This window comes from Caproiciproducens sp. LBM24188 (genome assembly GCF_054130445.1).
The window spans coordinates 530,579-556,518 of record NZ_CP196862.1 but is presented as its reverse complement, the minus strand read 5'-3'; the positions used below and the strand labels follow the sequence as shown (position 1 = coordinate 556,518).

Annotated in this window: 29 protein-coding genes; 5 read left to right on the top strand and 24 right to left on the bottom strand. The window is 53.2% G+C overall.

What is annotated here, in order from left to right; all coding sequences use genetic code 11:
- Positions 1-8 precede the first annotated feature (8 nt).
- The 16 genes from hflX to ACSVDI_RS02520 form a co-directional block, all read right to left on the bottom strand.
- Complete coding sequence (gene hflX / locus ACSVDI_RS02595; protein WP_457944490.1) at positions 9-1,259, bottom strand: GTPase HflX; 1,251 nt, start codon at positions 1,257-1,259, stop codon at positions 9-11.
- Between the two features lie 85 nt (positions 1,260-1,344).
- Positions 1,345-1,815 carry a hypothetical protein gene (locus ACSVDI_RS02590; RefSeq protein WP_457944488.1) on the bottom strand — a complete coding sequence of 157 codons (471 nt, stop codon included), beginning with the start codon at positions 1,813-1,815 and terminating at the stop codon, positions 1,345-1,347.
- 77 nt (positions 1,816-1,892) lie between these two features.
- Positions 1,893-2,474 carry a hypothetical protein gene (locus tag ACSVDI_RS02585; RefSeq protein ID WP_457944487.1) on the bottom strand — a complete coding sequence of 194 codons (582 nt, stop codon included), beginning with the start codon at positions 2,472-2,474 and terminating at the stop codon, positions 1,893-1,895.
- Positions 2,471-3,535: a baseplate J/gp47 family protein gene (locus ACSVDI_RS02580; RefSeq protein WP_457944485.1), complete on the bottom strand. Its 1,065-nt coding sequence runs from the start codon at positions 3,533-3,535 to the stop codon at positions 2,471-2,473. Before ACSVDI_RS02580 ends, ACSVDI_RS02585 begins: the two co-directional genes overlap by 4 nt.
- Complete coding sequence (locus ACSVDI_RS02575) at positions 3,535-3,873, bottom strand: histidine kinase (protein WP_457944483.1); 339 nt, start codon at positions 3,871-3,873, stop codon at positions 3,535-3,537. The genes ACSVDI_RS02580 and ACSVDI_RS02575 overlap by 1 nt, the downstream gene beginning before the upstream one ends.
- A 1-nt stretch (position 3,874) precedes the next feature.
- On the bottom strand, positions 3,875-4,213 hold the full coding sequence (locus tag ACSVDI_RS02570) for a hypothetical protein (protein WP_457944481.1): 339 nt from the start codon (positions 4,211-4,213) through the stop codon (positions 3,875-3,877).
- A complete protein-coding gene (locus tag ACSVDI_RS02565) occupies positions 4,213-5,118 on the bottom strand; it encodes a hypothetical protein (protein ID WP_457944479.1) in 906 nt (301 codons plus the stop codon). The genes ACSVDI_RS02570 and ACSVDI_RS02565 overlap by 1 nt, the downstream gene beginning before the upstream one ends.
- Entirely contained in the window at positions 5,115-5,639 is a 525-nt protein-coding gene (locus ACSVDI_RS02560; RefSeq protein ID WP_457944477.1) for a LysM peptidoglycan-binding domain-containing protein, read from the bottom strand. Before ACSVDI_RS02560 ends, ACSVDI_RS02565 begins: the two co-directional genes overlap by 4 nt.
- A 135-nt stretch (positions 5,640-5,774) precedes the next feature.
- Complete coding sequence (locus tag ACSVDI_RS02555; protein WP_457944475.1) at positions 5,775-6,449, bottom strand: hypothetical protein; 675 nt, start codon at positions 6,447-6,449, stop codon at positions 5,775-5,777.
- Positions 6,446-6,802 carry a hypothetical protein gene (locus ACSVDI_RS02550; RefSeq protein WP_457944473.1) on the bottom strand — a complete coding sequence of 119 codons (357 nt, stop codon included), beginning with the start codon at positions 6,800-6,802 and terminating at the stop codon, positions 6,446-6,448. The genes ACSVDI_RS02555 and ACSVDI_RS02550 overlap by 4 nt, the downstream gene beginning before the upstream one ends.
- A 9-nt stretch (positions 6,803-6,811) precedes the next feature.
- On the bottom strand, positions 6,812-7,825 hold the full coding sequence (locus tag ACSVDI_RS02545; RefSeq protein ID WP_457944472.1) for a phage major capsid protein: 1,014 nt from the start codon (positions 7,823-7,825) through the stop codon (positions 6,812-6,814).
- A gap of 57 nt (positions 7,826-7,882) precedes the next feature.
- Complete coding sequence (locus tag ACSVDI_RS02540) at positions 7,883-8,224, bottom strand: hypothetical protein (RefSeq protein WP_457944470.1); 342 nt, start codon at positions 8,222-8,224, stop codon at positions 7,883-7,885.
- A gap of 18 nt (positions 8,225-8,242) precedes the next feature.
- A complete protein-coding gene (locus tag ACSVDI_RS02535; RefSeq protein ID WP_457944468.1) occupies positions 8,243-9,196 on the bottom strand; it encodes a hypothetical protein in 954 nt (317 codons plus the stop codon).
- Positions 9,193-10,293 (bottom strand): serine/threonine protein phosphatase, encoded by a 1,101-nt coding sequence (locus ACSVDI_RS02530; RefSeq protein WP_457944467.1) that lies wholly within the window; start codon positions 10,291-10,293, stop codon positions 9,193-9,195. Before ACSVDI_RS02530 ends, ACSVDI_RS02535 begins: the two co-directional genes overlap by 4 nt.
- A gap of 38 nt (positions 10,294-10,331) precedes the next feature.
- A complete protein-coding gene (locus ACSVDI_RS02525; RefSeq protein ID WP_457944465.1) occupies positions 10,332-11,600 on the bottom strand; it encodes a PBSX family phage terminase large subunit in 1,269 nt (422 codons plus the stop codon).
- Between the two features lie 59 nt (positions 11,601-11,659).
- A complete protein-coding gene (locus ACSVDI_RS02520; protein ID WP_457944463.1) occupies positions 11,660-12,013 on the bottom strand; it encodes a hypothetical protein in 354 nt (117 codons plus the stop codon).
- 160 nt (positions 12,014-12,173) lie between these two features.
- Between ACSVDI_RS02520 and ACSVDI_RS02515 the strand changes: the two genes are divergently transcribed.
- Genes ACSVDI_RS02515 through ACSVDI_RS02505 form a run of 3 tightly spaced genes read left to right on the top strand, consistent with a single transcriptional unit; the run spans position 12,174 to position 14,044 of the window.
- A complete protein-coding gene (locus ACSVDI_RS02515) occupies positions 12,174-12,548 on the top strand; it encodes a GntR family transcriptional regulator (protein WP_457944462.1) in 375 nt (124 codons plus the stop codon).
- Positions 12,549-12,563: 15 nt separating this feature from the next.
- Complete coding sequence (locus tag ACSVDI_RS02510; RefSeq protein WP_457944460.1) at positions 12,564-13,424, top strand: ABC transporter ATP-binding protein; 861 nt, start codon at positions 12,564-12,566, stop codon at positions 13,422-13,424.
- On the top strand, positions 13,421-14,044 hold the full coding sequence (locus tag ACSVDI_RS02505; protein ID WP_457944459.1) for an ABC-2 transporter permease: 624 nt from the start codon (positions 13,421-13,423) through the stop codon (positions 14,042-14,044). The genes ACSVDI_RS02510 and ACSVDI_RS02505 overlap by 4 nt, the downstream gene beginning before the upstream one ends.
- 285 nt (positions 14,045-14,329) lie before the next feature.
- Here the strand turns inward: ACSVDI_RS02505 and ACSVDI_RS02500 are convergent, their stop codons facing one another.
- Positions 14,330-15,517 (bottom strand): IS256 family transposase, encoded by a 1,188-nt coding sequence (locus ACSVDI_RS02500; RefSeq protein ID WP_135661204.1) that lies wholly within the window; start codon positions 15,515-15,517, stop codon positions 14,330-14,332.
- Positions 15,518-15,707: 190 nt separating this feature from the next.
- Between ACSVDI_RS02500 and ACSVDI_RS02495 the strand changes: the two genes are divergently transcribed.
- The gene (locus tag ACSVDI_RS02495) at positions 15,708-16,580 is read left to right on the top strand and encodes a DegV family protein (protein ID WP_457944458.1); all 873 of its coding nucleotides are present in this window, start codon (positions 15,708-15,710) and stop codon (positions 16,578-16,580) included.
- A 180-nt stretch (positions 16,581-16,760) separates the two neighbouring features.
- On the opposite strand, the gene ACSVDI_RS02490 is transcribed toward ACSVDI_RS02495, so the two are convergent.
- The 5 genes from ACSVDI_RS02490 to leuC form a co-directional block, all read right to left on the bottom strand.
- Positions 16,761-18,518 (bottom strand): trypsin-like peptidase domain-containing protein, encoded by a 1,758-nt coding sequence (locus ACSVDI_RS02490; RefSeq protein WP_457944457.1) that lies wholly within the window; start codon positions 18,516-18,518, stop codon positions 16,761-16,763.
- Between the two features lies 1 nt (position 18,519).
- Entirely contained in the window at positions 18,520-20,019 is a 1,500-nt protein-coding gene (locus ACSVDI_RS02485; protein WP_457944456.1) for an ATP-binding protein, read from the bottom strand.
- A gap of 38 nt (positions 20,020-20,057) precedes the next feature.
- Positions 20,058-20,747, bottom strand: a complete 690-nt coding sequence (locus ACSVDI_RS02480) for a response regulator transcription factor (protein ID WP_457944455.1) — start codon at positions 20,745-20,747, stop codon at positions 20,058-20,060.
- A gap of 294 nt (positions 20,748-21,041) precedes the next feature.
- Positions 21,042-21,524, bottom strand: coding sequence for a 3-isopropylmalate dehydratase small subunit (leuD, locus tag ACSVDI_RS02475; protein WP_457944453.1), 483 nt, complete (start codon positions 21,522-21,524; stop codon positions 21,042-21,044).
- Positions 21,521-22,801: a 3-isopropylmalate dehydratase large subunit gene (leuC, locus tag ACSVDI_RS02470; RefSeq protein ID WP_457944451.1), complete on the bottom strand. Its 1,281-nt coding sequence runs from the start codon at positions 22,799-22,801 to the stop codon at positions 21,521-21,523. Before leuC ends, leuD begins: the two co-directional genes overlap by 4 nt.
- 162 nt (positions 22,802-22,963) lie before the next feature.
- On the opposite strand from leuC, the gene ACSVDI_RS02465 reads away from it, so the two are divergent.
- On the top strand, positions 22,964-23,608 hold the full coding sequence (locus ACSVDI_RS02465; RefSeq protein ID WP_457944449.1) for a Crp/Fnr family transcriptional regulator: 645 nt from the start codon (positions 22,964-22,966) through the stop codon (positions 23,606-23,608).
- 38 nt (positions 23,609-23,646) lie between these two features.
- Here the strand turns inward: ACSVDI_RS02465 and ACSVDI_RS02460 are convergent, their stop codons facing one another.
- Entirely contained in the window at positions 23,647-24,375 is a 729-nt protein-coding gene (locus ACSVDI_RS02460; RefSeq protein WP_457944447.1) for a hypothetical protein, read from the bottom strand.
- 6 nt (positions 24,376-24,381) lie between these two features.
- On the bottom strand, positions 24,382-25,899 hold the full coding sequence (gene lysS / locus ACSVDI_RS02455; RefSeq protein ID WP_457944445.1) for a lysine--tRNA ligase: 1,518 nt from the start codon (positions 25,897-25,899) through the stop codon (positions 24,382-24,384).
- Positions 25,900-25,940: the final 41 nt, after the last annotated feature.

The following is a 25,940-nucleotide window of genomic DNA, read 5'->3' as shown; positions in this document are numbered from 1 at the left end:
GGAATTGTTTACTCCACAATATATTCTTTTACCGATTCGTATAAATCCGGGGGAATCTGCGCCGTCAGCATCAGCCCCGAAGCGTTGTACTCCTCATTTTCCACGATTCCCTTGCGGCGAATCTGCGCAGCCACACCGCTTCTGGAAAACGGCAGCTGCAGCGTAACCCTCCGGCTTTTCTCGGGCAGGGCGTTTTCAATCGCCTCCAACAGACGATCGATGCCCATCCCGCTTAGTGCGCTGATACGCACCGCATTGCCAATAAACGGAATCACCGTGTTTTGCGGCATCGCGTCGCATTTGTTCAACACAGGAATAATCGGCCGGCCCTCGCAGCCGAGTTCCGCCAACAGCTTCTCGGTAACCTCCAGGTGCACCGGCGCTTCCGGGCTGGACGCATCGCAGACATTCAAAATAATATCCGCAGTAGCCGCCTGTTCCAGTGTGGAGTGAAACGCCTGCACCAGCTGGTGCGGAAGCCGGCGCACCAAGCCAACCGTATCGATCAGCATCACGGTTCTTCCGCTGGGAAGCTTCAGCGCCCGGGCGGTTGGGTCGAGTGTTGCAAACAGCATATTTTTCGCCAGAACGCCTGCCTGCGTCAGCGTATTCATCAGCGTGGATTTTCCCGCGTTGGTATACCCTACCAGCGCCACGGTAACAATGCCGTCCTTCCTGCGGCGGCGGTTAATCTGTTCCCGATGTTTCTCTACTTCGGCCAGCTGTGCATTCAGGGTGTCAATCCGGCGGCGGATATGCCGACGGTCGGATTCCAGCTTGCTCTCGCCTGGTCCGCGCGTGCCGATTCCGCCGCCCAGTCGGGACAGCCCGGTTCCCTTACCCGTCAGCCGCGGGAGCATATATTTCAGTTGGGCAAGCTCCACCTGGAGCTTGCCCTCACTGCTTCTGGCACGCTGGGCGAAAATATCTAGAATCAGCATGGTGCGGTCCACCACGCGAACTTTACTTACAGCTTCAATATTACGCAGCTGTGTTGGGGTCAGTTCACGGTCAAAAATCAGCAGATCAATTTCATGATTCCGGCAGAATTCCGCGATTTCTTCCATCATGCCGGAACCGACGCATGTCGCTGTATCCGGAGAGGGCCGCTTCTGTAGAATTGCTCCACACGGCTCGGCTCCCGCACTGCGCGTTAGTTCATACAGCTCGGCCAGCGACGCCTCCGCATCAAATTCCCCGGTATCCAGTTCCACCAGCAGCGCACGTTCTGGCTTTTCCTCATTTTCGTACCAGTCCATCCATTCATCTCCAGACAAAGTTCGACAATTTCTAACATTGTTTATATCTTATCGTACTTTCTGTAAAAAAGCAATTCTAAGACTCTTACCGAAATGCCACATAAGCATAGGCACTGTCCTGGCTATTCAGATTCATGCGGATTCCCCCTGCGGCAGGAGCCGTCTGGTCCTCGCTTACCGTCAAGGTGGCTCCGTTCAGACGCGCCCCGCCCATGGCACTTCCCTTCAGGGCAATAGCGAAGTTATTTTCGTAATATCCGCCGCTGGAACGGTAATAAAGCGCGGGTCGGTTCATAAAAAACACAAGCACCATGCGCGGCTCAAACGGCATGGTAATCGTCTGTTGGGCCTGTCCATCACCGAGATAATTCCCCATTACAAAGGCCTGTGACAGCATGGTGCGGTCGTCCGCGCTTAAATGTTTTTCAGTATCATTAAAATGCGCGGTCAGTAGGCTGTCCAGCAAGGTATTGTCCTCCACAAAATCGATGCGTTTTGGTTTATCCGTGCCCAGCCAGCTGTTCAGCCCAAGGCTGGTTTTATGATTTGTCGGCATAACTTCCTCCCCTTTGGTTGAAACGTGATACATTTCTATTTTCCCGACCAGCTTATCATCCAATTTTCAATTGGAACTTAAATCCGCACAACGGCATTTTGGTAGCTGTCAACCGCATCCCAGGTGAGGTCAAGCGCATCGTCCTCATCGAAGGACGCATCCGCCCGGTCAATAGTATCCCATGAAATGCTGCGGAAATCCAGTTCCGCATTTAGATGAGCCGGAAGGAATAATTTGGCGGTTCGCACCGCTGCATTTCGCGTATCCTCATCGGCCATTTCCTGCGGGCAGTTGAGGTACAGCGCCTGACCCGCGGGATTTTCCACAATATCGCAGGGAAGTCCCGCTGCGCGCAACGCGTCGGCAAGGTCGTCCTTTGAACAGCGTTCCGGCGTTACCGCACCCATCGCCAGCACCGCAGCGCGGTTCTGTTCCGGATCATCCAGCTGCGGCAGTCCGTATTGCCGCATGCGGCTGCAAAGGCCATAGTCACATGCGGTTGGGGCAAAACTTTCCTTTTCAAGCAAAGAAATTGCGTCGTAAAGCAAATTTAATTCTTCCGCGTATGACTGCAATTCAATGTCCACGACTGTTTTTCCCGTCAATGCATAAATTCCGGTTGTGCGAAGCGCGGCGGTCATGGATTCCAACGCGTTCATGCGACACCTCCTAAGGGCAAAACGGTCAGTACTCCGCTCACGGCCAATTCATTGGCGGCCACACTGCGGTCGCAAAAGGTGAACGCATAGTTTTTTACTGCTCCGGTAGCTAGAACTGATGCCCCCATAGCCGCCGCCAGCACCGGTTCCCCCACCGAAAGCTCCCTGAAATACGCCTTGATTGCATTCTGCGCAGCCGCAATGCTTTCTTCGGATGAATATCCGCTAGCCGGCAGCACAGCAATCTGCACATCAACCGAAATGGTTTTCGCGGCTGCCACATGAACCGCCACGTTGATTTCACGCGCTTTGTCCAAATCCTTTTGAACCTGTGCCACCACCTCGTCCGCCGGGGCGGTGCCACGGCCGCCAAGGTAGACGCCGACCGTTCCCGGCCCGTTTTCACGCGGGATCACGCCGACGGAATACACCCCGTCGTACTGCAGTGCAAATTCCCGGTAAAACGCCGCGTTTGTTCCGTTGCTCCTGCCGGAATAACTCTGCAGCAGGCGGGTGCGCAGTTCACCGTCGCTTTCACTGTCCTCCCCGCCGGTAAACGCCTGCGGGTTGGTCACATTTTCCATGGAAGCGGGCGGCGTTACCATAACCGTAATGGTGCCGGGCTGCGCGTTTCCCTCCCGTCCCCCTTTTTCCGCCTTTGCGGGTACGGCCACCGTGAGCTGGCCCTGCGGAAGAACAGCATCCTCCAGCGTAACGTAACGAACCGGGTTCTCCCCGGCCGTGGAACACACTGTACCGGCAGGCACCACCGCACTGTACCAAAGCGGCGTGGCACGGGAAAAGACCAGCGTTCCTTTCGCCGCTACCGGCGCCTTTCGGGTAATTCCGCGCTCCTGTGCACGCAGGTCAAGCTGCTCCCCCTGCGCCGTCTGGGCAAAGGTCTGCTGCTTTAACCATTCCAGCGCGCTGTGCAGCGAGTAAACCTCCCCCGCAAGCACCTTCATACGTATGCCGATGTCCGACGCCTCGTCGGGGGAATACCCCGCAAGGGATGTAAATTTATTTTGCATTCTGGAAAGGATGGTTTCATAACTGTCCATCAAAGCTTCACCTCAATTTCCGTTTCCTCTTCGCCGCACCTGCACCGAATGGCCAGTGCCGGAGTTTCCCCATCCACACGCCGCACACTTTCCACCACAACGGTACCAAGCGGACGCAGCGCTTCCTGCGCGGCGGCAAGAGCCCGGCTTTCCAAATCCGGTTCCTCCGCATGCAGCGTATACAGGCGGCTGCCCAGGGTGGCGTCATAGGGAAAGGAGCCAAGCGGTACGGTCAGGCGAAGCATCGCGCGCTGAAACAGTTCCCGCGTGCCGGTCACCGGTATTGGTTTTCCGGTTGAACCGGGGGCAAAATCACCATTTTGCAGCAGTGTATCCATCTTATTCCCCCTTTTTCGCGGCAAATGTCTGCCCGTTTATTACTACTTCCCCGCTGTTTTTCAGGTAAATTTCCGCGCCGCCCGAGGAATAAAGCAGCAGCTCGCCGGGCTGAATCTCCCTGTGGTCGCCAACCACGCCGATACAGGCTGTTCCGGATTCCGTCTTTACCAAAACCGCCCGCGCCCCGGCGGGCGGGGCAAACGCAATTCCCCACGGTGCGGTGGTCGGCACACCGCGGTAATCCCCGTTTCCCAGCATAGAGGCATATCCCGTGACCTGTGCCGTTTCCGCCGCCGGTTGGGTCCTTTCCTTCTCAATGAAATGCCGCGAAAGCCACATTACCCGCGCCTCCTTAATGCAAACTGCGTAAACTCGCCCGATGTGCCCAGCACATACTCAATTCCAGCCACATAAAGCTCCCTAGGCAGTTCCGGGTTTACTTCTGTGAACTGAGCGCTTTGGAGAAGCCGGGCAGTGATCTCCCCGGGGCAGGTCAACAAAATGGAAAATGATTTTTTCTGAGCGGTGCGCAGCACATTTTTCGCATTCTGCCCCAATGTAAGGCACCTTCTGCGTCGGATCCCCAATAATCCGGCCTCCGTATCCCGAGCAACGCAAAAATACGTGCCGTCCGTTCCACCCTGGGCCAGCAATTCGGTAATTTTCTCCGCATACCGGTTGTGTATGACCAATGCGGAATACGGAACGCCGCCCGTGCCAAACGAAATCTGCCCCGAAGGGATCTCTCCGGAAGCGTCGAAAACTCCGTCCTGAATTCTGGGGGTTACATGCAAAAACTGGCGGCAGAACTGTTCTGCGACCTGCCATTCACTCATTCCTTTTGTTACAGACAACGCGCCGCAAAAGATCTTTTTGCTGCCGCGAAATCCGGTAAAACCATAGGGCTGAATATGGCGCTGAAAAATGGTGGAGAGTGAGGGCATACAGTAGGTTTGGGGAATCGCCTCATTGTCCAGCAGCAGCGCAGCACGGCTTCGCGCCGTCAGAGTTAAAAAATTCCCGTCCGCGCGGGTAACTTTCCAGTCATCTGTAATACCGTCGAAACAGAGGCTTCCATCCCGACCATATATGCGCAGCGACGTAATATTACCAACCGGCGCCTGCAGCGGAAACACCCCGGAAAAGCCGTCCGCCGGCGCGTCCTCTTCCCGGCTCAGCCTCACACGAACAGGCTGTGGCAGGCGAACCTCCGTGCCGTCCGGCAAAATCCCAATATAATTCAAGGCAGCACCACCTTTAATCCTGCTTTCAGATGGTTTGGCCACTGAATCATGGGGTTTATCGCGCGCAGGCGGTCCACCGTCGTTCCATACCGGTTCGCCAGCGCCCACAGGTTTTCACCCCCGGTGCAGACATAAACACCGCCGCACTGTGTGGCAGCTTTCTCTGCACCGGCAGCGTCCTCCAGAAAGGTAAACTCATAGGTTATGCAGTCGGGGCCTGCCTTTCCCGTCATTTTTAGGCAGGAAAACACAGCGGAAAGCACCTGTCCCCCCGGAAGGCGGAGCACGCCGCTCCCACCCGCCGCAAAGACCGATTCCAGCTGGGCGTAATCGTCCAGACAGGTGCTCCCCGTAAACCGCCCCGCCCCTGAAACCATTCGCCTGCCGGCTCCCAAATCCTGCACCACGCTGCCGGAAAAGGGAAGGGCCACTTCCTTCAGATTGCGCGCTGCCTCCATCCGCACCGTTTCCGGGTTAACGGGCCAGACATAGCTTTTATAGCTCATGGGCTGCAGCTTCATATTGCGACCATCCTTTCTCTTTCGGCTGAATTTTGCCGGCGTACCGAAGAAGGCGGTCACGTCTCCTCCGTTGTTAGTGGTCGTGGATACCGCAGGTAGTCCTGCTGAATCCGTTCCGAAAGCTCCTGTGCTTCATCATTCATGGGAATCTTCCTCCTTTTGCTCCGTACGCGCGGCGGCATACAGTTCCATGGTCCGCACCGTGCGTTCCCCGGCTTGCCCGGAGGAGCACAGCGTTTTCCACCGGCATCCGGAATAGATGACTTTCCTCCCCTCCCGGGCAACTGTTACGGTAAAATCCGCTGCCGCGTACAAATCCGAATCCTTTACCGGACGGATATTGCGCAGTATTAATTCGTACCGGATGGTTCCCGCTGCCACCGCCGCGGGAACCGGCTCGCCCCACGCGGATACAGGTTCGCTTTCCTGCAAGGCTTTTTCCTCACAACTCAGGGCAGTTGCAATTGTCACCCCCTGCGCTGCTATCGTTACCGCTGTACCGGCATCCAGGGCAAGCGGCTTTAGCACCGCCCAGGCGTAGATTTCTTCCCCATTCAGCAGGTATGTGTCCGCACGCTGCACGGTGTAATTGCGCCGCGCGGTGTTCAGTACGTCGCCGGCTTTTGGGCTTTTTCCTGCCGGTCCGGTATAAAGGAAATGCGTCTGGTCGCAGTATTCCTCCGGTAAACTGCCCGCAAGGGGCGAGGTTTTTCGCAGCGGCTGAATCACCGCGCGCACCGTGGCTCCATTGCAGGTGACCTCTTCCCCGTAACGTTCGAGTATGAGTTCCAGTACGGTTCGCTGCGTCATAACATAGTCCTCCGGAATAAAAATTGGTCGTCTTCCAAATACGGCGCCGCGGCGGCCTCTGCCTCTTTCCATGCTTCCTTTGCAAGAGCCGCAGCCGTTCCGTTTTTGCTGACTTTCACTTCTCCCAAAGCAAACCCCGCGGGACCGTTTGCCTCGCCGGCAAGCGCCCAGCGGTAAAACGCCAGCGCCGCGGCGGCGGCGCACAGTGCCTTATGCGCGTTTGTGTCATCACTTCTTGCGCGCCGGCTAATTTCCGTCATGGCTTCCCCGCAGAGCGGGCGGAATTTCTCCGCCCGCTCTGCGCTTAGGTCGGCCATCAGCGCAAACCGTTCCAATACTTCGTCTTCCGTCACGCCATCACCCTACGCTTTGTAATTCAGCACCTTGACGGCGCTGTCAAAAATTTTGGTAAATCCGGCGATAGTCGTGATGGAGGCACGTTCCAGCTGGCGGTCAATTAACCGGTCATAGTCGGTGGTCACGCCGCCCGCCTGCACCATTTCCAGCGCGCAGGTTTTGTCCAGCCCGATGATTTTTCCGTCCGCAAGCTCCGGTACATGGAGCAGGTTTGCCCCAAGCGGCGTAGCCAGTTTTCCGGTACCCTGGAAATTCAACCCGGCATTTGCATCCTTAAACTCCTGAATATCCAGCAAATCCTTCATGGTTGCCGTGGAAACCAGCATGGTGTTCAGCGTATACGGGGTCAACGCGCCCCACAGATTCACCAAATCGGCATAGGATGGTTTGCTTTCCGCCGTAACAATGGTTTGTGCAGGGCTTTTGCCGTCGTCACCGTTCAGAAGAACTTCCACCGCGTCGCCCAGCTGTGCCCGCGCAATATAGGCACCAATCTGGCGCAGGGTCACGGTAAAAAGATCGAGCCGCTGGAAGCGCAGTGCCTCATAACTGGCCACCAGCATTCTGCCGCGCTTGTGCAGCTTTACCAGGTGATCCTGCGTCTTCACCACGGTCTGGGGAATGGCTGCCCCCTCCGCAACCGGCTTCAGGGACTTGTCGTCCGTGCCGGGGTTCGAGGTAATCGTGCGGTAATCCATAGAATTAATACTTGTGGTCGTTGCAACAATGCCTGGAAGCAGATTCGCCTGCTCCATTCCCTGCCGCACGGCACGGGAAACATACTCCGGAAACAGCGCAGCGGAATCCGCCGTCTGAAAAAACTTCTCAATCCGATCGGAATCCGCTCCGCCCACCCGGATATCGAAGCGTTTCAGCTGACGCTGGTACGCGTCCAGCCCTTCCAACCCTGTGCCGGTGTAATTTTCGGACGGGTCCAGCTCCTCCAGCACCTCGGTAAAGCTTTTTCCGGGCGTGCCGTACATTCCCTTTTCCAATTTAATCGATTCATATAACGCCATTTAATTTCCTCCCTGTTTTATTTTGGTAAGCTAGCCTTACGCCTGAATTTCCGATCCTCACAGGATTACGCCGCAAGTTTTCCCGGTTTCGTCCACATCCAGCACCAGCAGTTCCCGGCCCGCCGCGTCTATTTGGATGGCGTTTTCCCCTGCTGCACTGAAGTTCCCATAGCCAATTGCGGGGGCAGTTCCCGTATAAGGCAGGCGCACATAACCAGAAAGCTGTACTGCCGCGTATCCGCCACGCGTGTTCAACGCCACACCGCAGAATTTATCCCCCGCTGCACAGGCACCCACGGTACCGTTGGCCGTCATCTTGACCGGCATTTCCGCTGTGACTCCGTCCGTCACGGCGAAGGTCGCCGTACTCTCCCCAAATCCGTTGTATGAAAGTTCCATTGCAATTCCTCCCATAAGTTATATTTTGAACGGGGCGTTTCCGCCCGCTGGCTCCGTTTTCTCCGCACGAAACAGCTGCGGGGTCAGCGGCAGCGCCTCGTTTGCCCTGGCACGGTATGCCTTTTCAAAGCATTTCAGGTCGTCCAGATCCATACCGGCCGCTACGCGGCGCAGTGTTTGGGCTGGGATTTCCGGCTGTGCCACGGATGCGTACTTCACAAAGTCGTTCTCCAGTTCCGTGCGGTATGCCCGGCCATAGGAAGCCTCTCTTTCCAGCTGTTTCATCGTTTCCCGCAGCGCGCGGCTCTGTTCGCCGGTTAGGGTAACGGTTTCCCCTCCGGAAAGCGCCTTCTCCACTTCTTCCATTCCCGAAAAGCTCTTAATCACCCCGGCTTCCCGCTGTGCCGGAACCGCCACAAAAGACCATTCATATGCGTCAGTCGGCTCGTCCAACACGGCACAGCAAACCTGACCGTTATAGGTTTTTCCCTTCACGTGTGAGCAGCCGCCGTGCCGAAGGTCGGCCCCGCAAATGCTGCAGGTCACGCTGGAAACGGAGCAGCCCACGCTGACTTCCTTTTTAATTCCGCTTTCCAGTTCCAGAATAAAATCGCGGTTCTTTTCACTGTTCGGCAAATACGCTTTCGCCACCAGGCGGCAGTACGCTTCCCCACATTTGGTCCGGCGCGTTTCGTCCCGCTCCACTGCGCAGTCGTAAATCCGCGCTGTCTGGTTCTGCGCCTGCATGCTGTGATTAAAGATTCCGGTTTTTCCTAAAAACAATCCCGCCAGCGCTTTTAACGCCTCAACGGTAAACCGTTCCCCGTCCCGGTCAATTTCGTTGTCGCACAGCACAACGGAAAATGTGTAGACCTCCTCCGGCTGAAACTCGCGGCGGGTATACCGGTTGATCTTTTCCATATCATCCGAATTGGCTGCCCGTCCGGTTTTCAGCACCATTCCTTCTTTCAAGCAATTCCTTCCTTTCCCTGTTTCAGCGTTTCTTCAATCTTTGCCGCCTTCGCGTTCTGCAGCCGTGCGCTGGCGAGCTCCGTTTCATCCTGCAGGGTGATGTTGTCCCACAAAATCTCGCAGAGGCCGCTGCAGCCGTTCAGGCGCAGCCACATCCCGCAGATTTTATCGATTACCGGATTCAGCAGGCGGCGGTAGGATTCCAGCTCGCTAGTCAGAATATCTGCCTGTTGGGCGGACATGCGCTCGGTTGAGGACCAGCTCAGTCCCAGTAGAAACGGCGGAATCCCCAGCTTGGCCACAATCTGCTCCAGCATTTGGCGCACCGGTACCTCGCTGTCCAAAATTTGATTGTCCGCGCCGATGGCCTTAATGCTCACATCGCCCACGGCCACAAAATCGCTGACGCTGTCCTTGCGCATGGCGCGGCTCCATTCCCCGGCAATCTGCTGTGCGCGCTCCCTGGCGTAGGCGCGGTCGCCCGGGTCACCGGAAGGCTTATAGGTAACGGCAAACCGCACGTTGCCCAGCCGTTCCCAGTTCACCCCGATGGTATGGTAAATCTGAACCAGAATTCCGCTTACAAACGGCAGCCCATGCAAAAGTGAACGTCCCTGCGCGCTGCCCGGCAGCGGATTCAGCGCAGAGCAGAACACCAATTCCGGGTAGCGCACCTTCACGCTTCCCCCGGCCTCGCGGCGGTACACGTCGATTTGCAGCGGGGAAATGGCTTTCAGCTCCACATCGTCCAGCGAAGCATTGTAAAGCGCAGCAATCGTGCCGCCGCCCAGAACCATTTCCCCCACCGCGTTGCCGTATGTCAGCAGCTGGGATAAATACCCGTTTAAAAAGCTCTGCACACCGATTTGGGTGGAATTTACCTTGACCGTGCGTAAAAAAGCATTCAGTTTCCGTTCCGTTTCCCGGTCCGCACAGCGCACGGTAAAACTCCCCACAAGCCGCAAAATCTTATCAATGGCCGCGTCAATCACCGGAACTGCTTCCCGCAGGGCCGCGTAAAGCCTGCGCTCGCCGCAGGCGAGCGGAACATACCCGTTCAGGTCGGCAAATGGCTGGTCATGCGGCGCGGCCTGCACCGTCTGTGCCGGGGCAGCCTGTTTTTCCTTTCGTTTTCTCAGTATAATCGGTTCTCCTCTCCTTCCTCACGCGGTGCGGCGATTGCAAAAAACGGATCCTCCCGGTGCAGAATCGTGGTGACAAAGTACCGGATGTCATCCATCGCGTGGTCATTTTCTTTCCGCGGCGCGTCCCGCACGGAATCATCGCTCCAGCGGTACAGCCCGAATTCCCGCACCGTGTCGGCGCAGCATCGGCAGATTTTGATTTTCCCCTGCTTCAGCGCAACACCCACGCGCCGGATTCCGTCCAGCACATCGTTCTGCGCGGGAATCACCGCGTATTTTTCGTGCCTGCGGATGACTTCCATAAAGCTGGCGGCGGAAGGGTCCACCACAATCTGCTCTACCGCCCGGGTACCAATCAGCTTTTCCAGCGCCTCGTAATGCTCCTCATCGGTGCGCTGGCTCCCGGCCCGGCGTGAATCGAAATAATACTCGTCCACCCGGTACCATACCCCGTCACAAAGCCCCCACAGGCCGAACGAGGCAGGGTTGACCGTACCGTAGTCACAGGAAACGGCAAACCGTTCAAAATGCGCGGGCACATCACAGAACATGCTGTCCGTCATAAACGGGTACACCAGTCCCTGTGCCGCCACCCACTTTCCAAGGATAAAGCGCTCATAAAACGTTCCGGAATAAAGTCCCCGGTAACGCGCCCGAATTTCCGGGCTGAGCGATGGATTATCCTCCATGGTAAAGTGCAGGTACAGTGCGTTTTTCCCCTCTGCATTTAAAATCCACTCCCGGTAAAACCAGTGCTGCGGATTTTCCGGGTTACAGTTAAACCAAAACTTCGAACCCTTCACCGAACAGCGTGCCAGCGCCTGCTCTACAAAAGAGCGCGGCATCAGTGCCACTTCGTCAAACAGCACCCCGGCCAACGTAATGCCCTGAATCAGGGCGGCCGAACCCTCGTCCCGCCCGCCGAACAGATAAAACCGGTTGGTGCGCCCACCGAAGGAAAGCTCCATCCGGTTTTCGCTCTCCGTCATTTTGCAGGAAAACCCGGCGTCCTCCAATGCGGGCAGCAACGTGGTAATTAAGTTGCGCTTCAGCGAACGGATGGTTTTGCCGCAGAAAGCAAACGAACGGTCCTGAAAGCGCCAAAGTGCCCAGGCAGCAAACGAGATTCCAAGGCAGAGCGTTTTTCCGCTGCGCACCGCGCCGTCGCAGATTACTGCATCCCGCGCTTCAAACGGGCTGCCCGGGCACCACCAGCTCAGCGCCTGCATCTGTTTTTGGGAAAACGTGCTATACTCCATGATGCCGCCTCCCCCTGCCTGCAGGCTTTCTTCCAACGCAGTTTGTGCCGCCGGAGGAATCAGTCCGCCGAAACGTTTGCTTTGTCATGCGTTTCCTCCCCAAAGGAACGCACACACTCCTGAAGCGCGCGGTACAACGGAAGCGCTTCCGCCTTTTTTCCGTTTTCACCGTTCATTTCCTCCAGACACTGCATCGCCTTGATTCGGTCAAAAAATTTGATTTCCATCCCGCCTCCTTTGGGGCGCTTAATCTCCGCAATGTTGTAAAGGTCCATCTTTCCCAGCGCCGCAAGGTCCGGCTCTTCCACAAACAACAGCCGCACTGCGTCGGCAATGCCGCCGAACGCCAGCTTCTCGTAGCCTCGGTAGAGTTTGCGCCGCGCTTTCTCCTGCTGCTGCGATTGTTTTTCCAAGAGCAAACCTCCTTTCAACTCACCGTACCTTTCGCCCATTTTTTGCCCCCAACAGGGCAACTAAAAAAATTAAAATTTTATTGACAAATCGAAATAGTGGTGATACTGTATATATACGATATATACAGTATCACCACTATCACTGTTACGAGGTGCACCCGTGGACATTATTATCAGCAACTCAAGCGGCCGGCCGATTTATGAACAAATCACCGACCAAATTAAAAACCTAATTATTACTGGCGTACTTCAGGCTGGGGACGCCCTGCCCTCCATACGCCTTCTGGCAAAAGAACTGCACATCAGCGTCATTACTACCAAACGCGCCTATGAAGATTTGGAACGGGACGGATTCATTGAAACCGTTTCCGGAAAAGGCAGCTTCGTCGCGCGCAAAAACATGGAGTTTATCCGGGAAGAGCAGCTGCGCAAAGTGGAAAGCCACCTGCAAAACGCCGTGGACACGGCAAAACAGGCGGGCATCGGGCTGAGCGAGCTTACCGAGCTGCTCACCCTGCTTTACCGTGACGAATAGTGAACGGAGGTATTTATGGACAATATTCTGGAAATTTCAAACTTAAGCAAGCATTACCCGACCTTTGACTTACAGAACATTTCGTTTTCCGTGCCCTGCGGCAGCATTGTGGGGTTAGTCGGCGAAAACGGGGCGGGCAAAACCACCACGATTAAATTAATTTTGAACGAAATCCGCCGCGACAGTGGAAACATTCGGGTCTTCGGGATGGATAACATCCGGGAGGAACGCAAAATTAAAGAACTAATCGGCGTGGTATTCGACGAAAGCTATTTCTATGGGGAATTTCGCGCGCAGGATATTGCCTCCATCCTGAAAAAGGTGTACCGCACTTGGGACGATGCGCTGTTTTCCCGCTGTCTGGCGCAATTCAAACTGCCAAAGGACAAAATGATCCGGGAATATTCCAAGGGCATGAAGATGAAGCTGTCTATTGCCAGCGCATTAGCGCACAAGCCGCGCCTTCTTATTCTGGATGAGGCGACCAGTGGGCTGGACCCCATCATTCGAAGCGACATTCTCGACCTGCTGTTGGATTTCATACAGGATGAAACCCATGGAATTCTTTTTTCCTCCCATATTACAAGTGATTTGGAGAAAGTCGCCGATTACATCACCTTTATTCACGAGGGCAAAATCGTGTTCCACCGTTCGAAAGACGATTTAATTTACCGCTGCGGCATATTAAAATGCGGTTCTGCGGACTTTCAACGGGTAAACCGGAAAGACCTGATTCGATGGCGCAAAAATGAGTTTGGATACGAAGCACTGGTCAGCAACCGTGCGGCTGCCTGCCGTGCCTACCCCAATCTGGTTGTTGACAATGCCTCCATTGACGACATTATGCTTTTCTTTGTGAAAGGAGAAAAACCATGATCGGTCTGCTTTATAAAGACTTGCTGAGCATCAAAAAATCCATGACCCGCGTTGTTTTTGTCTTTGCGATTTATTTGGTTATTTTCGCAATATCGGAGGACGGCGCTTCTTTCCTTTCGGCAATGGTTGTCTTACTTTCCGCCATGCTGGTGATGAACGCGTTTGCCTACGATGAGATTTCCAAATGGAATTACTATGCTTTGTCCCTTCCCATTACCAAAAGGCAGCTGGTTCTGTCCCGCTATGTGCTAACCTTAATCATGAATCTCAGTGGTTTTTTGCTTGCATTCCTGCCCGGGTTATTCCGAAACCACATGAGTATGGAATTTGTAATGACGGTTTATTGCGTGTCTTCTGTCGCACTGGCACTAATGGCTATCCTTCTGCCCCTTCTGTTCAAATTTGGCACGCAGAAAGCGCGTATCTGGATTTTTGTCATCTGTATGGTCCCGACGGTGCTGATATTTGCCTTCAATAAATCCAGGTTATCATTCCAAAGCGTGTCTTTGAGCGACGCAGCAATCGAAACCGCCCTTTGGTTTTCCCTTCCGGCCGCACTTCTGCTTCTCGTGATTTCCTACTTTATTTCATATGCCATTATGCAAAACAAAGAGCTGTAATAGGCCTCCTTACAAAATTCTGCCGTCATATGCCCATCTTAACCCCGGGCAAAAATTTTTATCTTCCTGATAAAAGGGAACCGCCGGGACGGAAACAAGTCTGTTTCCGTCCCGGCGGTTCTTTTTGCAGGTACATCAAAATAGAATTTTCTTTTAATTGTTTTCGTAACGATATTTCACGGTATCAAAAATAATATTTCAATAAAATCGAATGATAATACATTGCATTCACATCCAGAGGCTATGTCAAGAGAAGTTCGCAATTTGGGGACTCCACGAAATGAATTAAGCTGCGCTTAGCAGAAGTGTCTGAATCGATTTGGGATTCAAATATGCTCTGGAAACGGACCAGTCTTCAGCGTATTCCATGAGATATGTTGTAACCAACCGCAGATAGGAATCTTTGTTTGGGAATATCCCGACGACGTTGGTTCTGCGCCGGATTTCCTTGTTCAGCCGTTCCAGCATATTGGTCGATGAGATTTTACGGGCATCAAGCTCGGGGAATGCATAGAAAGCCAGTGAGTCCTCCAGCCCGTCTTCCAGAAGCTCGATTGCTTTGGGAAACCGCTTCCCATATTGCTCCGACAACTGTTTTGCGCGCTGTCGCGCTAATTGGACGGAAGGCGCCAGCCAGATTTCTTTCAGTTGGACCGCAAAGGATTCTTTTTCTTTCTGCGGTATATGGGCCAGAATATTTCGCATGAAATGCACTTTGCAGCGTTGCCAGGATGCGCCGGGAAAACTTTCTCGGATGGCGGCAATCAGCCCTTTGTTCGCATCGGAAACCACCAGCAGCGGTGTTTTCAAGCCGCGATCCAAAAGACTTTGAAACAACTGGGAATAGCTCTCTTTGGATTCGTCCAGCATCGGCTCCACGGCGAGAATGTCCCTGTGCCCTTGCTCGTTGACGCCGCAGACAACCATCACCGCCATGCTGACGACACGGCCATCCATACGGACTTTTTCGTACAGGGCATCCGTCCAAATGACAGGATAACGAGTATCCGTCAGAGAACGGTTGCGAAATTCCTGTACCTGTTCATTGAGCCCTTTTGTCATCTCACTGACCTGACTGCGGGAGAGGTTCTCTATCCCCAGACTGTGAGCCAACTTTTCCATCTTCCGTGTGGACACGCCCTGCACGAATGCCTCCTGAATAACCTGTACCAGCGCCGCCTCGCTGCGTTTGCGTTCCGTGACAAAGAACGGGATATATCCATGGCTGCGCAGCTTTGGCACCATGAGATACATCGTCCCTACGCGAGTATCCAGCCTCCGGGGACGATATCCGCAGCGGTAGTCGCTTCGAGACGGATTATGCGCATTCTTTTCCGCTCCCACAAGGCCGGAAACCTCCGCCTCCATCAGTTGAGCGCAGAGCCATTCCAGCATACTGAGCATCGGGTCGGGCTCCGCCATACATTTCAGTAGCAATTCCGTAAGATCTGTGTTATTCTTTCCTTGAGTCATTGGGGCCAACTCCTTCTTTGAATGTCTTGACACCATTCATTTTAAAGGAGTCCCAATGGCTTTTCTATACCTTCTCGAAATTGCGAACTTTATTGTACTCTATCCATCCAGATCATGATACACTGTAACTAGTATAAAAATCATATGATTATAAAACAATATAATGTCACTCTATAAAAGGAGCCCGTTTATGAACGACTATGTAATTATTACCGACTCTTCCTGTGACCTGCCCGAGGAAATGGCACGGGAACTGGAGCTGACCGTACTTCCGCTTGCGTTCAACCTCTCGGGAAAACAATATTATAATTATCTGGATGGGCGGGACCTGTCTTTTGCCGAGTTTTATTCCAAAATCCGCAGCGGGGAAAGCTGTACCACATCCGCGGTGAATATCGAAGCCTTTTCCTCCGCGATGCGTCCGATTCTGGAATCCGGACGGGACGTGCTCTGCCTGGCGTTTTCCAGCGGCCTAAGCAACACTTATAACGCGGCGAAGCTTGCCTGCGAAGAGATGGCCGCCCTTTACCCGGAGCGCAAAGTTTTTGCGGTCGACACCCTTTGTGCGTCGTTGGGGGAAGGCCTTTTGGTGTATCTTGCCGCACAGGAAAAGCGGAAAGGCAAAAGCATTGAGGAAGTCCGCGACTGGGCGGAGGAAACCAAACTTCATCTCTGCCACTGGTTTACCGTGGATGACCTGAACCATCTGAAACGCGGTGGCCGCATTTCCGGCGCAACGGCGCTCATCGGCACCATGCTGAATATCAAGCCGGTGCTTCATGTGGACAATGAAGGGCACCTCATCAATATGGGCAAGGTCCGAGGCCGCCGCGCGTCCCTTTCCGCGCTGGTGGACCATATGGAGGAAACGGCGACGGACCCCGCTTCGCAAACCGTGTTTATCAGCCATGGGGATGCACAGGAGGACGCCGAATTTGTTGCAGAAGAAGTTCGGCGCCGGTTTGGTGTAAAAAACATTCTAATTAACTACGTCGGCCCAGTCATTGGAGCGCATTCCGGCCCCGGAACCATCGCCTTGTTTTATCTGGGCACGAACCGATAACGCCGTTTGGTCCGGTGCTGCAAAATAGACCCGCCAAAAACAGGTTTCCAGTTAAAATCCACCAAAAAGTGATGCTTAGCAAAATCTAAAAAATCGAAATACAACTTCCACAAAATACAGGGTGCTGCAAAACGAATGAAAATTCGTTTTACAGCACCCTGATTCATTCTGAATGGAACTTTACTTAGTCTGTGTTTCGCCCTTATCTTCCAGCAACTTGGTCTTCACGTCACGGATGCTCCCGTTATCGCCCGTCGTCTGGCTGTAAATTGTCAGGGTAATCACATCGCCCGCTTTGTGCTTGCTCAGCACGGCGTAAAGGTCATCCAAGCTGGAAATCTTTTGGCCGTCCGCCTTGGTGATGATGTCGCCCTTCTGCACGTTCGATTTTCTCAGGTCGCTTTCGGCGCTGATGTCACGAATCATAACGCCGGTCGGAAGGCCGCTCAGCTGCGCCTGAATCGACGTAATTTCAGTTGCAGTAATGCCCAGTCGGCTTCTTCCGCTGACATAGCCGCGCGCCACCAGGTCGTCGATAATGGTTTTCGCTTTGCTAATCGGAATGGCAAAACCCATCCCCTCAAAACCGGTGGCGACAATCTTGTTCGAGTTGATGCCTACCACCTGGCCGTACATGTTCACCAACGGGCCGCCGGAATTTCCGGGGTTAATCGCTGCGTCGGTCTGGATATAAGTCATGCCGTTGTCGCTGTGGTTTTCAATGGTACGGTCCAAGGCGGATACCAAACCGCCGGTCAGCGAACTGGCATAGTTCAGGCCGCCTGGGTTGCCGATGGCAACAACCGAATCGCCGACTTCCAGCTGATCCGCATTGCCAAACGTTGCCGGGCTAAGACCATTCGCGTTAATTTTCAGAACGGCGATGTCCGAAGTTTTATCATAGCCCACGACCGTAGCCGCGTATTCCTTCTTGTTATAAAGAATCACCGTTACTTTATTGGAACGGGAATAATTCACCACGTGCGCATTCGTTAGGATATATCCATTGGAGGTGGCGATAATTCCGGTGCCCTGTCCGGTACCGGTTTCGCCTGTTGCCGCATTGTTAACTTCCGTTTCCACGCCGACCACGCTCTGAACCACCCTGCGGTACACTTCTTTGGCGGGAAGCGGGTCTCCGCTCGGCTTGGGGCTAATCACAATTCCGGAACCGTTCGGGTTGGTGCCGTTCCCAGGCGCCGCGCTTTCCACGGAACCACTGCCGGAAGAAGCATTCCCGGCGGCGCTGCCGGACGTGGAACCATCCTGATTCGGCTCGGCCTGTGAGGAGGCACCGCTGTAATATGGCGCTGCATTCTTCTGCTCAATGGAGGTGTAAACGCTGTAAACACTAAATCCCAATACGGAACCGGCAATTAGAACGCCCAAAATCCAGAGGAACACCTTCAGACCGGTATTGCTCTTTCTAGGTGGATTCGGCTGAGGGTTCTGCTGGGAATACTGCCCGCCGTACTGCTGATAGGTCCAGTACTGCTGCCCCTGACGGTTCGGCTGCTGGTACTGGTTCTGCCCGTATGGATACGGATTGTACTGGTTGTTCTGGTACCCGCCGTAAGGATTGTAGCTTCCATAAGACTGGTTGGGGTACTGCCCATAAGGGTTGTTCCCATACGAGCCGCTTCCATAGGAGTTATTTCCATAGGTATTGCCCCAGTATGGATTGTTCCCATTGGAACCATATGGGTAATACGGATTCTGCTGGTTTTGGCTGTCCTGCCGGGAATCCCCTTCTCCGGCGGTGGGCGGTTCCTCTATTGGCTGCGTGTCATCTGCCGCAGCGTCTTTCTCCGCTTCTTCATCTTCCTCAAAAGATTCCTTCGCGTTAGTGGTTTCTTCTTCCCCGTTCAGGCTGGAATCCTCATTTTCCCATGGTTCTTTGGGATCGCCAGAATGGTTGCCATAATCGTTGTCAAGCATATCATTTTCCCTTTCTCTCTATTCTTTCGGCCGGAAGGGTGGTTTCCTCCGCAGAAACTGCCTCAATTTTCTTCGGCAGCCAAAATTCAAAGCGGCAGAACTCATTCTGAACGCTGCTTACGGAGATTTCCCCACCATGAAGCCTGATAATGGTTTTTACAATATAAAGTCCCAAGCCCATCCCGTTTTTGTCCTGGCTGCGGGACTTGTCGGTTTTATAAAAACGGTCAAAAATCAACGGAAGTTCATCGGGCGCAATACCCTGCCCGCTGTTTTGAACGGCAACCACCGTACGGTTGGAATAATCCGAAATGGTAATTTCAATGTACCCGCCCTCATTTGTGAATTTGACCGCGTTTTCTATTAAATTATATACAACCTGATGAATCATATCCGGGTCGCCGTCAACAAAAAGGCTTTCGGCATTTTCAAGACCGCGGATTTCAATTTTTTTGTCCTCAATCGGTTTTTCAAAAGACAAAAGTGAAACAAGAATCGTATTGGTCAGGTCGAAGCGTGCCGGGCGAAGCCGAAGCTCCCCGCTGTCAATCCGGGAAAGGTCCAGCATGGTGCGTACCAAGCGGGAAAGGCGCTTGACCTCTTGGGATACAATCTTCAGGTACTGGTTTTGCTTTTCCGGTGGAATGGTGCCATCCAGAATGCCGTCGATAAAACCTGCAATCGTTGTCATCGGGGTTTTCAACTCGTGGGAAACGTTGGCAATGAAGTTGCGCCTTACGCTTTCGCCGGAAGCAAGGGATCTGGCCATGTTGTTGAACGCAACAGCGAGCTCGCCGATTTCATCCTGGCCGGTTACCGGTACACGGATGGAAAAGTTTCCTTCACCAAACGCCCGCGCCGCCGCCGCCATGTTGCGCAGCGGACGAACCAGATTGTAGGAGAACAGCCATACCGCGCAGAACGCAACAATGAACGCCGCAATCGCGGAAAACAGGAATACGCGAAGAATATCCATTCGGAACGAGTTAAAGGAACGAACATTATAGGAGGTAAACACCGCCCCAATAATGGTTTTCTGCCCATTGACATAAGCCAGAATCGGAACTCCAACAGTATAATACGGCTGTGTGTAAATGCCGCCCATATCCCCCTGGGCAGTGTAGCGCCCGGCCAGCACCTGCTTCATAATATCGGATTTGACCCGTTTGGTCAGGTCCACGTTGGTTTTATCCGTGTAGGAGGCAATGATCATCTCCCCGTCGGTATTCGTCACAAAAATATCCGCGTCGGTGTTGTCGGAAAACGCATCGACAAAGACCTGCATCTGCCCCTTATGAATAAAAACGTTGGAATCAACCGCGGTTACGCTCGCCGCTGCAATGTCCGCGACACTCTGTGAATTTTTCTGTAAAAGCGCCCGTTTTTCGGACTTCCAGTAGCCGGAGACAAACGCCAGCATGACAACGCTTAAAATCAAGAAACTAACTGCGATAATCAGCGAAGTGATTCTCAGGTATTTTTTAAATAGCGTTTTCTGCATCGTTTTGTCTGCTCCTGCCTTCTGAACCTCTCATGGTCCTAATTTTTCACTTCAAATTTGTACCCGACGCCCCAAACCGTTTTTAAAGCCCACTGGTCGGAAACGCCCTCCAGTTTCTCCCGCAGTCGTTTTACATGAACATCCACGGTACGGCTGTCGCCGTAATAATCGAACCCCCACACTTCGTCCAGAAGCTGATCCCGCGTAAACACGCGGTTTGGGTTGCTGGCCAAATGATAAATCAGTTCCATTTCCTTTGGCGGCGTATCAATCTGCTGTCCGTTCACGCGCAGTTCGTAGTTGGTCAGGTTAATGGAAAGCTTGTCGTACTTAACCTCTTTCACCGTTTCGTCCTCATTTTTGCCGAACCGGCGCAAAACAGCCTTAATACGCGCCATAACTTCCTTTGCCTCAAATGGCTTTACCACATAATCGTCCGCGCCCAGTTCCAGCCCGAGCACCTTGTCGAACACTTCGCCCTTTGCCGTCAGCATAATAATCGGGCATTGGGACTTTTTCCGAATTTCCCGGCAGACCTGCCAGCCATCCAGTTCCGGCAGCATAATATCCAGCAGAATCAGATCGGGGTTTTCCGTGTCGAAAATCTCGAGTGCCTTGTGACCGTCGTTGGCAATCACCACCTCATAGCCCTCTTTTTCTATATAGAGCCGGAGCAGTTCACAAATATTTTGATCGTCATCGACAACTAATATTTTTCCTCCCGCCATTTTACATCCCTCTTTTTTAGCCTGAGCCCGTATACAAAGACCAAATGTTCGAATCTTTCAAACGGGAGCAGGGCCTGATGATATTATCTATTTTGATTATAAAATAAGATTTATGAAAAGTCATGAATTTTTTATAAAAGTTTTGCAGAATGCCTATGAATATTCAGGAATACCGAGCTTTTGTTTCTCTTTCCCCTCGCTGCACAAAGCAGCACCTTCGTTTTCATTTTCCAAAGCAAGAAGAAAGAATATAAAAATACCGCGAAGGGAAGTTTCTCCCTCCGCGGTATTTCTTTATTTCATAATGCTATTCAGCAAACCGCCCTTTTGAATAATATTTTGAATAAAAGGCGGGAACGGCTGTGCCTGATAGCTTTTCCCTTTCGTCAAGTTCCGGATGACGCCGGTGTTGAAGTCCACCTCCACCTCGTCGCCATTCTGCAAATCGTGCGCCGCCTCGCCGCATTCCAGAATCGGCAGACCGATGTTAATGGCGTTCCGGTAAAAAATGCGCGCAAACGTTTCGGCAATAACGCAGGAAATCCCGCTGGCCTGAATCGCTATCGGGGCATGTTCGCGGGAAGAGCCACAGCCGAAGTTTTTCTCCGCCACAAGAATGTCGCCCGGCTTTACCTTTTTCACAAAATCCCGGTCGATGTCCTCCATGCAGTGGGCGGCCAGCTCCGCGTGCGATGCGGTATTCAAATACCGTGCGGGGATGATGACATCTGTGTCGACGTTATCCCCGTATTTATGAACCATCCCATGAGCCTTCATCTTTCTTCCTCCTCCTTCATGATCCGATCGGGGTCGGCAAGGCAGCCCATTACAGCGCTGGCCGCCGCAACGGCGGGACTTGCCAGGTAAACTTCCGACTCAATGTGCCCCATTCGCCCGACAAAGTTGCGGTTTGTGGTAGAAACCGCCCGCTCGCCTTTTCCCAAAATTCCCATGTGCCCGCCCAGGCATGGGCCGCAGGTAGGCGTGCTGAAGACCGCACCGGCTTCCACAAAAATTTCGGCAAGACCCTCGCGCAGCGCCTGCAGGTAAATTTCCTGCGTACCAGGAAGAATGATGCACCGCACGTCTTTCGCGACCTTACGGCCTTTCAGAATCGACGCGGCAACCCGCAGGTCCTCAATGCGCCCGTTGGTGCAGGAACCGATTACGCTCTGATCGATTTTTACGGTTCCAACCTCGTCGATTGTCTTCGTGTTTTCCGGCAGATGCGGAAACGCAACGGTCGGGCGCAGCTGGGAAAGGTCGATTTCTACGGTTTCGTCGTAAACCGCGTCCGGGTCGGTCTCATAAACCACTGCTTCACGCTGAAATCGCCCCGTCGTGTAGGCAAGCGTCACCTCGTCCACCGGGAAAATTCCGTTTTTCGCGCCTGCCTCAATGGCCATGTTGGCAATGCAGAGCCTGTCATCCATGGAAAGGTGTTTCACCCCGTCGCCGGTAAACTCCAGTGAGCGATACAGCGCACCATCCACGCCGATACGCCCGATCAAATGCAGAATCACATCTTTTCCGCTCACCCATTTGGCAGGCTGGTTCTTCAGCACCACCCGAATAGCGGACGGGACCTTAAACCATGCCTTTCCGGTAATCATTCCGGCGGCCATATCGGTGGAGCCGACCCCTGTGGAAAACGCACCCAACGCGCCGTAGGTGCAAGTGTGGGAATCTGCGCCGATGACACAGTCACCCGGGCCAACCAGCCCCTGCTCCGGCAGCAGGGCATGTTCAATGCCCATGCGTCCCACATCAAAAAAGTTTGTGATATGGAATCGATTGGCAAAGTTGCGAACCTGACGGCACTGCTCCGCGGCCTTAATATCCTTATTGGGGGTAAAGTGGTCCAGCACCAGCGCAATCCGGTCTTTGTCAAAGACGGAGGACGCCCCGCATTTCTCAAATTCATTAATGGCAACGGGGGAAGTAATATCGTTGCCAAGCACCAGGTCCAGCTTCGCCTCAATCAGCTGGCCCGGTTTCACTTCCGTTAAACCGGCATGCGCGGCCAAAATTTTCTGAGTCATCGTCATTCCCATTGGTATGCCTCCTTGTTTCATAGATATTTTGTCGCTGCCCCGGAAAAGGATTTTTTATTTCTTATTTATTATGTCAGGAATCTTGCCAAAAGAATGTATCATATGTTACAATTCGGAACAGAAATACTTTTCTCAGCAATGCAAGGGAAGGACGTGAATACAATGACCGGAGCGGAGAAACGTCTGGATTGGAGCGTGCTGGAAAAAAATTACCCTGCCCGGCATTACCCGAAAAACGCCATGGTTTATTGGCAGGAATCCCACGCAGAGGAATTTTATTACCTGAAAAGCGGCCGCGTCCGCATTTTTCTCAGTTCAGAAAACGGCACGGAAAAAACGCTTACCGTACTGGAACACGGCAACATTTTCGGGGAGGCCGCCTTCTTTGACGGGATGCCCCGCGTATCCTGCGCAAAAACGTTGGTGGATTCCGAAATTATTCCCATTACCAAAGAAAATCTACTGGACTGTTTCCGTAGGGAACCACAGCTTGCCATGAATCTTCTTACGTTTCTTTCGCAGACCATCCGCATGCTGTCGGCTCAGGTGGATACCATGACCTTTCTTCAGGCCGATCAGCGCCTTGCCCGCCTGCTGCTAAAGCTGGCGGACGCAAACGGAATGGTTCAGGCCACGCACGAAGACCTTGCGGGGCTGGCGGGCGTTTCGCGTGTTACTGTCAGCCGAATTCTAGGCCGGTTTGCCGAAAAGGGATGGATTTTGGCAGGCTATGGCACCGTTGTCATACAGGGTACTGGGTTAAACAGGTTTACGGAGAAAAACAAAAAAGAAGGCATGACGGAGTAAAGCCGCTTTCCATCATGCCTTCTTTTTTATGTAATGTATTAGCCTTCGCTTTTAATAATTTTATCAAACATCTTTTTGCAGGAGGCATAATATGCTTCCTTGTCTGCCTTGCCTTCCACAGCGCTTCCTTTTATCACACGCATGGAAATGCTGAAATTTTCCAAAAAATCTTTTCCTTCCACAGTAGGTGCCTCGGTGTCAAACTTCTGGAACAGTTTGCAGTCCTTTAAAGCAACACGCATTTTGGTGTAATCCGTTTCGTCCTTTGGCGGCGTAGCACCGTCCAGGTACGCAAACATCTGATTGGCCTTCTGCTGTTTTTGGAACGACTGGTCGTCCGTCAGGAAAATCATGCTCATTCCTTCGGTCAGGTCGGCAGTAAACTTTGTAACCGAAGCCATTTGCACATTGGGGTCTGCTTTGTCAGAATCGGAAATGGTGTAGACGTTAACCTGAACCTGCACTTTACCATCTTGGTTCAAATCCTCGCCCACCTGTTCAAACTTCTTTTCCAGCGCTTCCACGACGGTATCCGTGTAGGAGTTCTGTGTAATCACGCCGATTTGGTAATCTGGATGCTCCTGGTTCAGCATATCACGGATAAAAAACGCCACCAAAAGCACCACAGCCGCACCAATCACCACATGCCACTTGTGGTAAAACCAAAAGTTATCCCACTTAGATTTCGGCGTGGTCAGCTTGATTTCCGCACCGGGTTTGTTGATCGTCTCCTCCTCCTCATGAAGCAGATACCTTTCCCGTGCCAATCCAGGTCACTCCTTTGGTTTCATTGTTGGGAACAAAAGCACATCGCGAATGGAGGCACTGTCCGTTAACAGCATAACAAGGCGGTCGATTCCCATGCCCATGCCGCCGGTCGGGGGCATGCCGTACTCCAGCGCCGTCAGGAAATCCTCGTCAATCATATTCGCTTCCTCATCGCCCGCCGCGCGAAGCTCCATTTGCCGCATAAAGCGTTCTCGCTGGTCAATCGGGTCATTCAGTTCGGAATATGCGTTTGCCAGTTCGCGCCGGGTAATAAACAGCTCAAAGCGTTCCACCAGCTCGGGGCAGTCTTGCTTGCGCTTAGTCAAAGGGGATACTTCAACCGGGTAATCGTAAATAAAGGTCGGTTGAAGCAGCTGCTCCTCTACTTTTTCTTCGAAGACCAAAGACATAATGTCGCCCCAGCGGTCGGTCTTCTTAGTGGGCAGGCCCAATTCCTTCGCAACGGCGAGCGCCTTTTCCGTGTCGCCCTTGAAGGAAAGGAAGTCGATGCCGGTGTATTCCTTAATCGCGTCATTCATAGACAGGCGGCGGAACGGCACAGAAAGGTCAACCTGCTCTCCCTGATACGTAATCTGGTCGGTTCCGCATGCCTTCATCGCGCACGCATGAATCAGATTTTCCGTAATCTCCATCATGCCGTGGTAATCCGTATACGCTTCATACAGTTCTACGGTTGTAAATTCCGGATTATGCTTTACATCCATGCCTTCGTTGCGGAAAATGCGGCCCACTTCGTAAACGCGCTCCATCCCGCCCACAATCAGGCGCTTCAGGTGCAGTTCAGTCGCAATGCGCAAATACATTTCAATGTTCAGTGTATTATGGTGGGTAATAAACGGTCTTGCCGCCGCGCCGCCCGGAATGGTGTTCAATACCGGGGTTTCCACCTCAATGTACCCTCTGTCATCCAGAAAATCGCGGAGGGTCTTAATAATCTGGCTGCGCTTTACGAAAGTGTCCTTCACTTCCGGATTCACAATCAGGTCAATGTAACGCTGGCGGTAGCGCAGGTCAGTGTCCTTCAGACCGTGGTATTTTTCCGGCAAGGGAAGCAGCGACTTGGAAAGCAGCTGAATCTCTTTTGCATGCACGGAGATTTCGCCCCTGCGGGTGCGGAATACATAGCCCTTTACGCTGATGATATCGCCCAAATCCCAGCAGTTCTTCATTTCGGTGTACGACTCTTCGCCCACCTGGTCAATTTTCAGGTAAACCTGCATTCTGCCGGTGCGGTCATACAAATCCATAAAACTGGCTTTGCCCATATCACGCCAGCTCATAATGCGTCCCGCAATGCAAACGTCCTGGTTTTCCAGCTCCTCAAAGCGGTCGCGGATTTCCTGCATGCTGGTGTCGCGCGGGCAGGTGGTCACAAAGAACGGGTCCTTGCCCGCCTTCTGCAGGGCCGCCAGCTTTTCGCGGCGAATGCGAAGCAGTTCGTTTAAATCCTGCTCTGTTTCTTCGGGCTGCGCGCCGCCCTGCCGGGTATTCTCTTCGCTCATGTTAAACTCTCCTATTATGATCTTTATCGTTCTTTTCTGTT

Excerpts from the sequence above, each read along its gene's own strand:
- hflX (WP_457944490.1), bottom strand. The coding sequence starts at position 1,259 with ATGGACTGGTACGAAAATGAGGAAAAGCCAGAACGTGCGCTGCTGGTG.
- ACSVDI_RS02590 (WP_457944488.1), bottom strand. The coding sequence starts at position 1,815 with ATGCCGACAAATCATAAAACCAGCCTTGGGCTGAACAGCTGGCTGGGC.
- ACSVDI_RS02585 (WP_457944487.1), bottom strand. The coding sequence starts at position 2,474 with ATGAACGCGTTGGAATCCATGACCGCCGCGCTTCGCACAACCGGAATT.
- ACSVDI_RS02580 (WP_457944485.1), bottom strand. The coding sequence starts at position 3,535 with ATGGACAGTTATGAAACCATCCTTTCCAGAATGCAAAATAAATTTACA.
- ACSVDI_RS02575 (WP_457944483.1), bottom strand. The coding sequence starts at position 3,873 with ATGGATACACTGCTGCAAAATGGTGATTTTGCCCCCGGTTCAACCGGA.
- ACSVDI_RS02570 (WP_457944481.1), bottom strand. The coding sequence starts at position 4,213 with ATGTGGCTTTCGCGGCATTTCATTGAGAAGGAAAGGACCCAACCGGCG.
- ACSVDI_RS02560 (WP_457944477.1), bottom strand. The coding sequence starts at position 5,639 with ATGAAGCTGCAGCCCATGAGCTATAAAAGCTATGTCTGGCCCGTTAAC.
- ACSVDI_RS02555 (WP_457944475.1), bottom strand. The coding sequence starts at position 6,449 with ATGACGCAGCGAACCGTACTGGAACTCATACTCGAACGTTACGGGGAA.
- ACSVDI_RS02545 (WP_457944472.1), bottom strand. The coding sequence starts at position 7,825 with ATGGCGTTATATGAATCGATTAAATTGGAAAAGGGAATGTACGGCACG.
- ACSVDI_RS02540 (WP_457944470.1), bottom strand. The coding sequence starts at position 8,224 with ATGGAACTTTCATACAACGGATTTGGGGAGAGTACGGCGACCTTCGCC.
- ACSVDI_RS02525 (WP_457944465.1), bottom strand. The coding sequence starts at position 11,600 with ATGGAGTATAGCACGTTTTCCCAAAAACAGATGCAGGCGCTGAGCTGG.
- ACSVDI_RS02510 (WP_457944460.1), top strand. The coding sequence starts at position 12,564 with ATGGACAATATTCTGGAAATTTCAAACTTAAGCAAGCATTACCCGACC.
- ACSVDI_RS02505 (WP_457944459.1), top strand. The coding sequence starts at position 13,421 with ATGATCGGTCTGCTTTATAAAGACTTGCTGAGCATCAAAAAATCCATG.
- ACSVDI_RS02500 (WP_135661204.1), bottom strand. The coding sequence starts at position 15,517 with ATGACTCAAGGAAAGAATAACACAGATCTTACGGAATTGCTACTGAAA.
- ACSVDI_RS02495 (WP_457944458.1), top strand. The coding sequence starts at position 15,708 with ATGAACGACTATGTAATTATTACCGACTCTTCCTGTGACCTGCCCGAG.
- ACSVDI_RS02490 (WP_457944457.1), bottom strand. The coding sequence starts at position 18,518 with ATGCTTGACAACGATTATGGCAACCATTCTGGCGATCCCAAAGAACCA.
- ACSVDI_RS02485 (WP_457944456.1), bottom strand. The coding sequence starts at position 20,019 with ATGCAGAAAACGCTATTTAAAAAATACCTGAGAATCACTTCGCTGATT.
- ACSVDI_RS02480 (WP_457944455.1), bottom strand. The coding sequence starts at position 20,747 with ATGGCGGGAGGAAAAATATTAGTTGTCGATGACGATCAAAATATTTGT.
- leuD (WP_457944453.1), bottom strand. The coding sequence starts at position 21,524 with ATGAAGGCTCATGGGATGGTTCATAAATACGGGGATAACGTCGACACA.
- leuC (WP_457944451.1), bottom strand. The coding sequence starts at position 22,801 with ATGGGAATGACGATGACTCAGAAAATTTTGGCCGCGCATGCCGGTTTA.
- ACSVDI_RS02465 (WP_457944449.1), top strand. The coding sequence starts at position 22,964 with ATGACCGGAGCGGAGAAACGTCTGGATTGGAGCGTGCTGGAAAAAAAT.
- lysS (WP_457944445.1), bottom strand. The coding sequence starts at position 25,899 with ATGAGCGAAGAGAATACCCGGCAGGGCGGCGCGCAGCCCGAAGAAACA.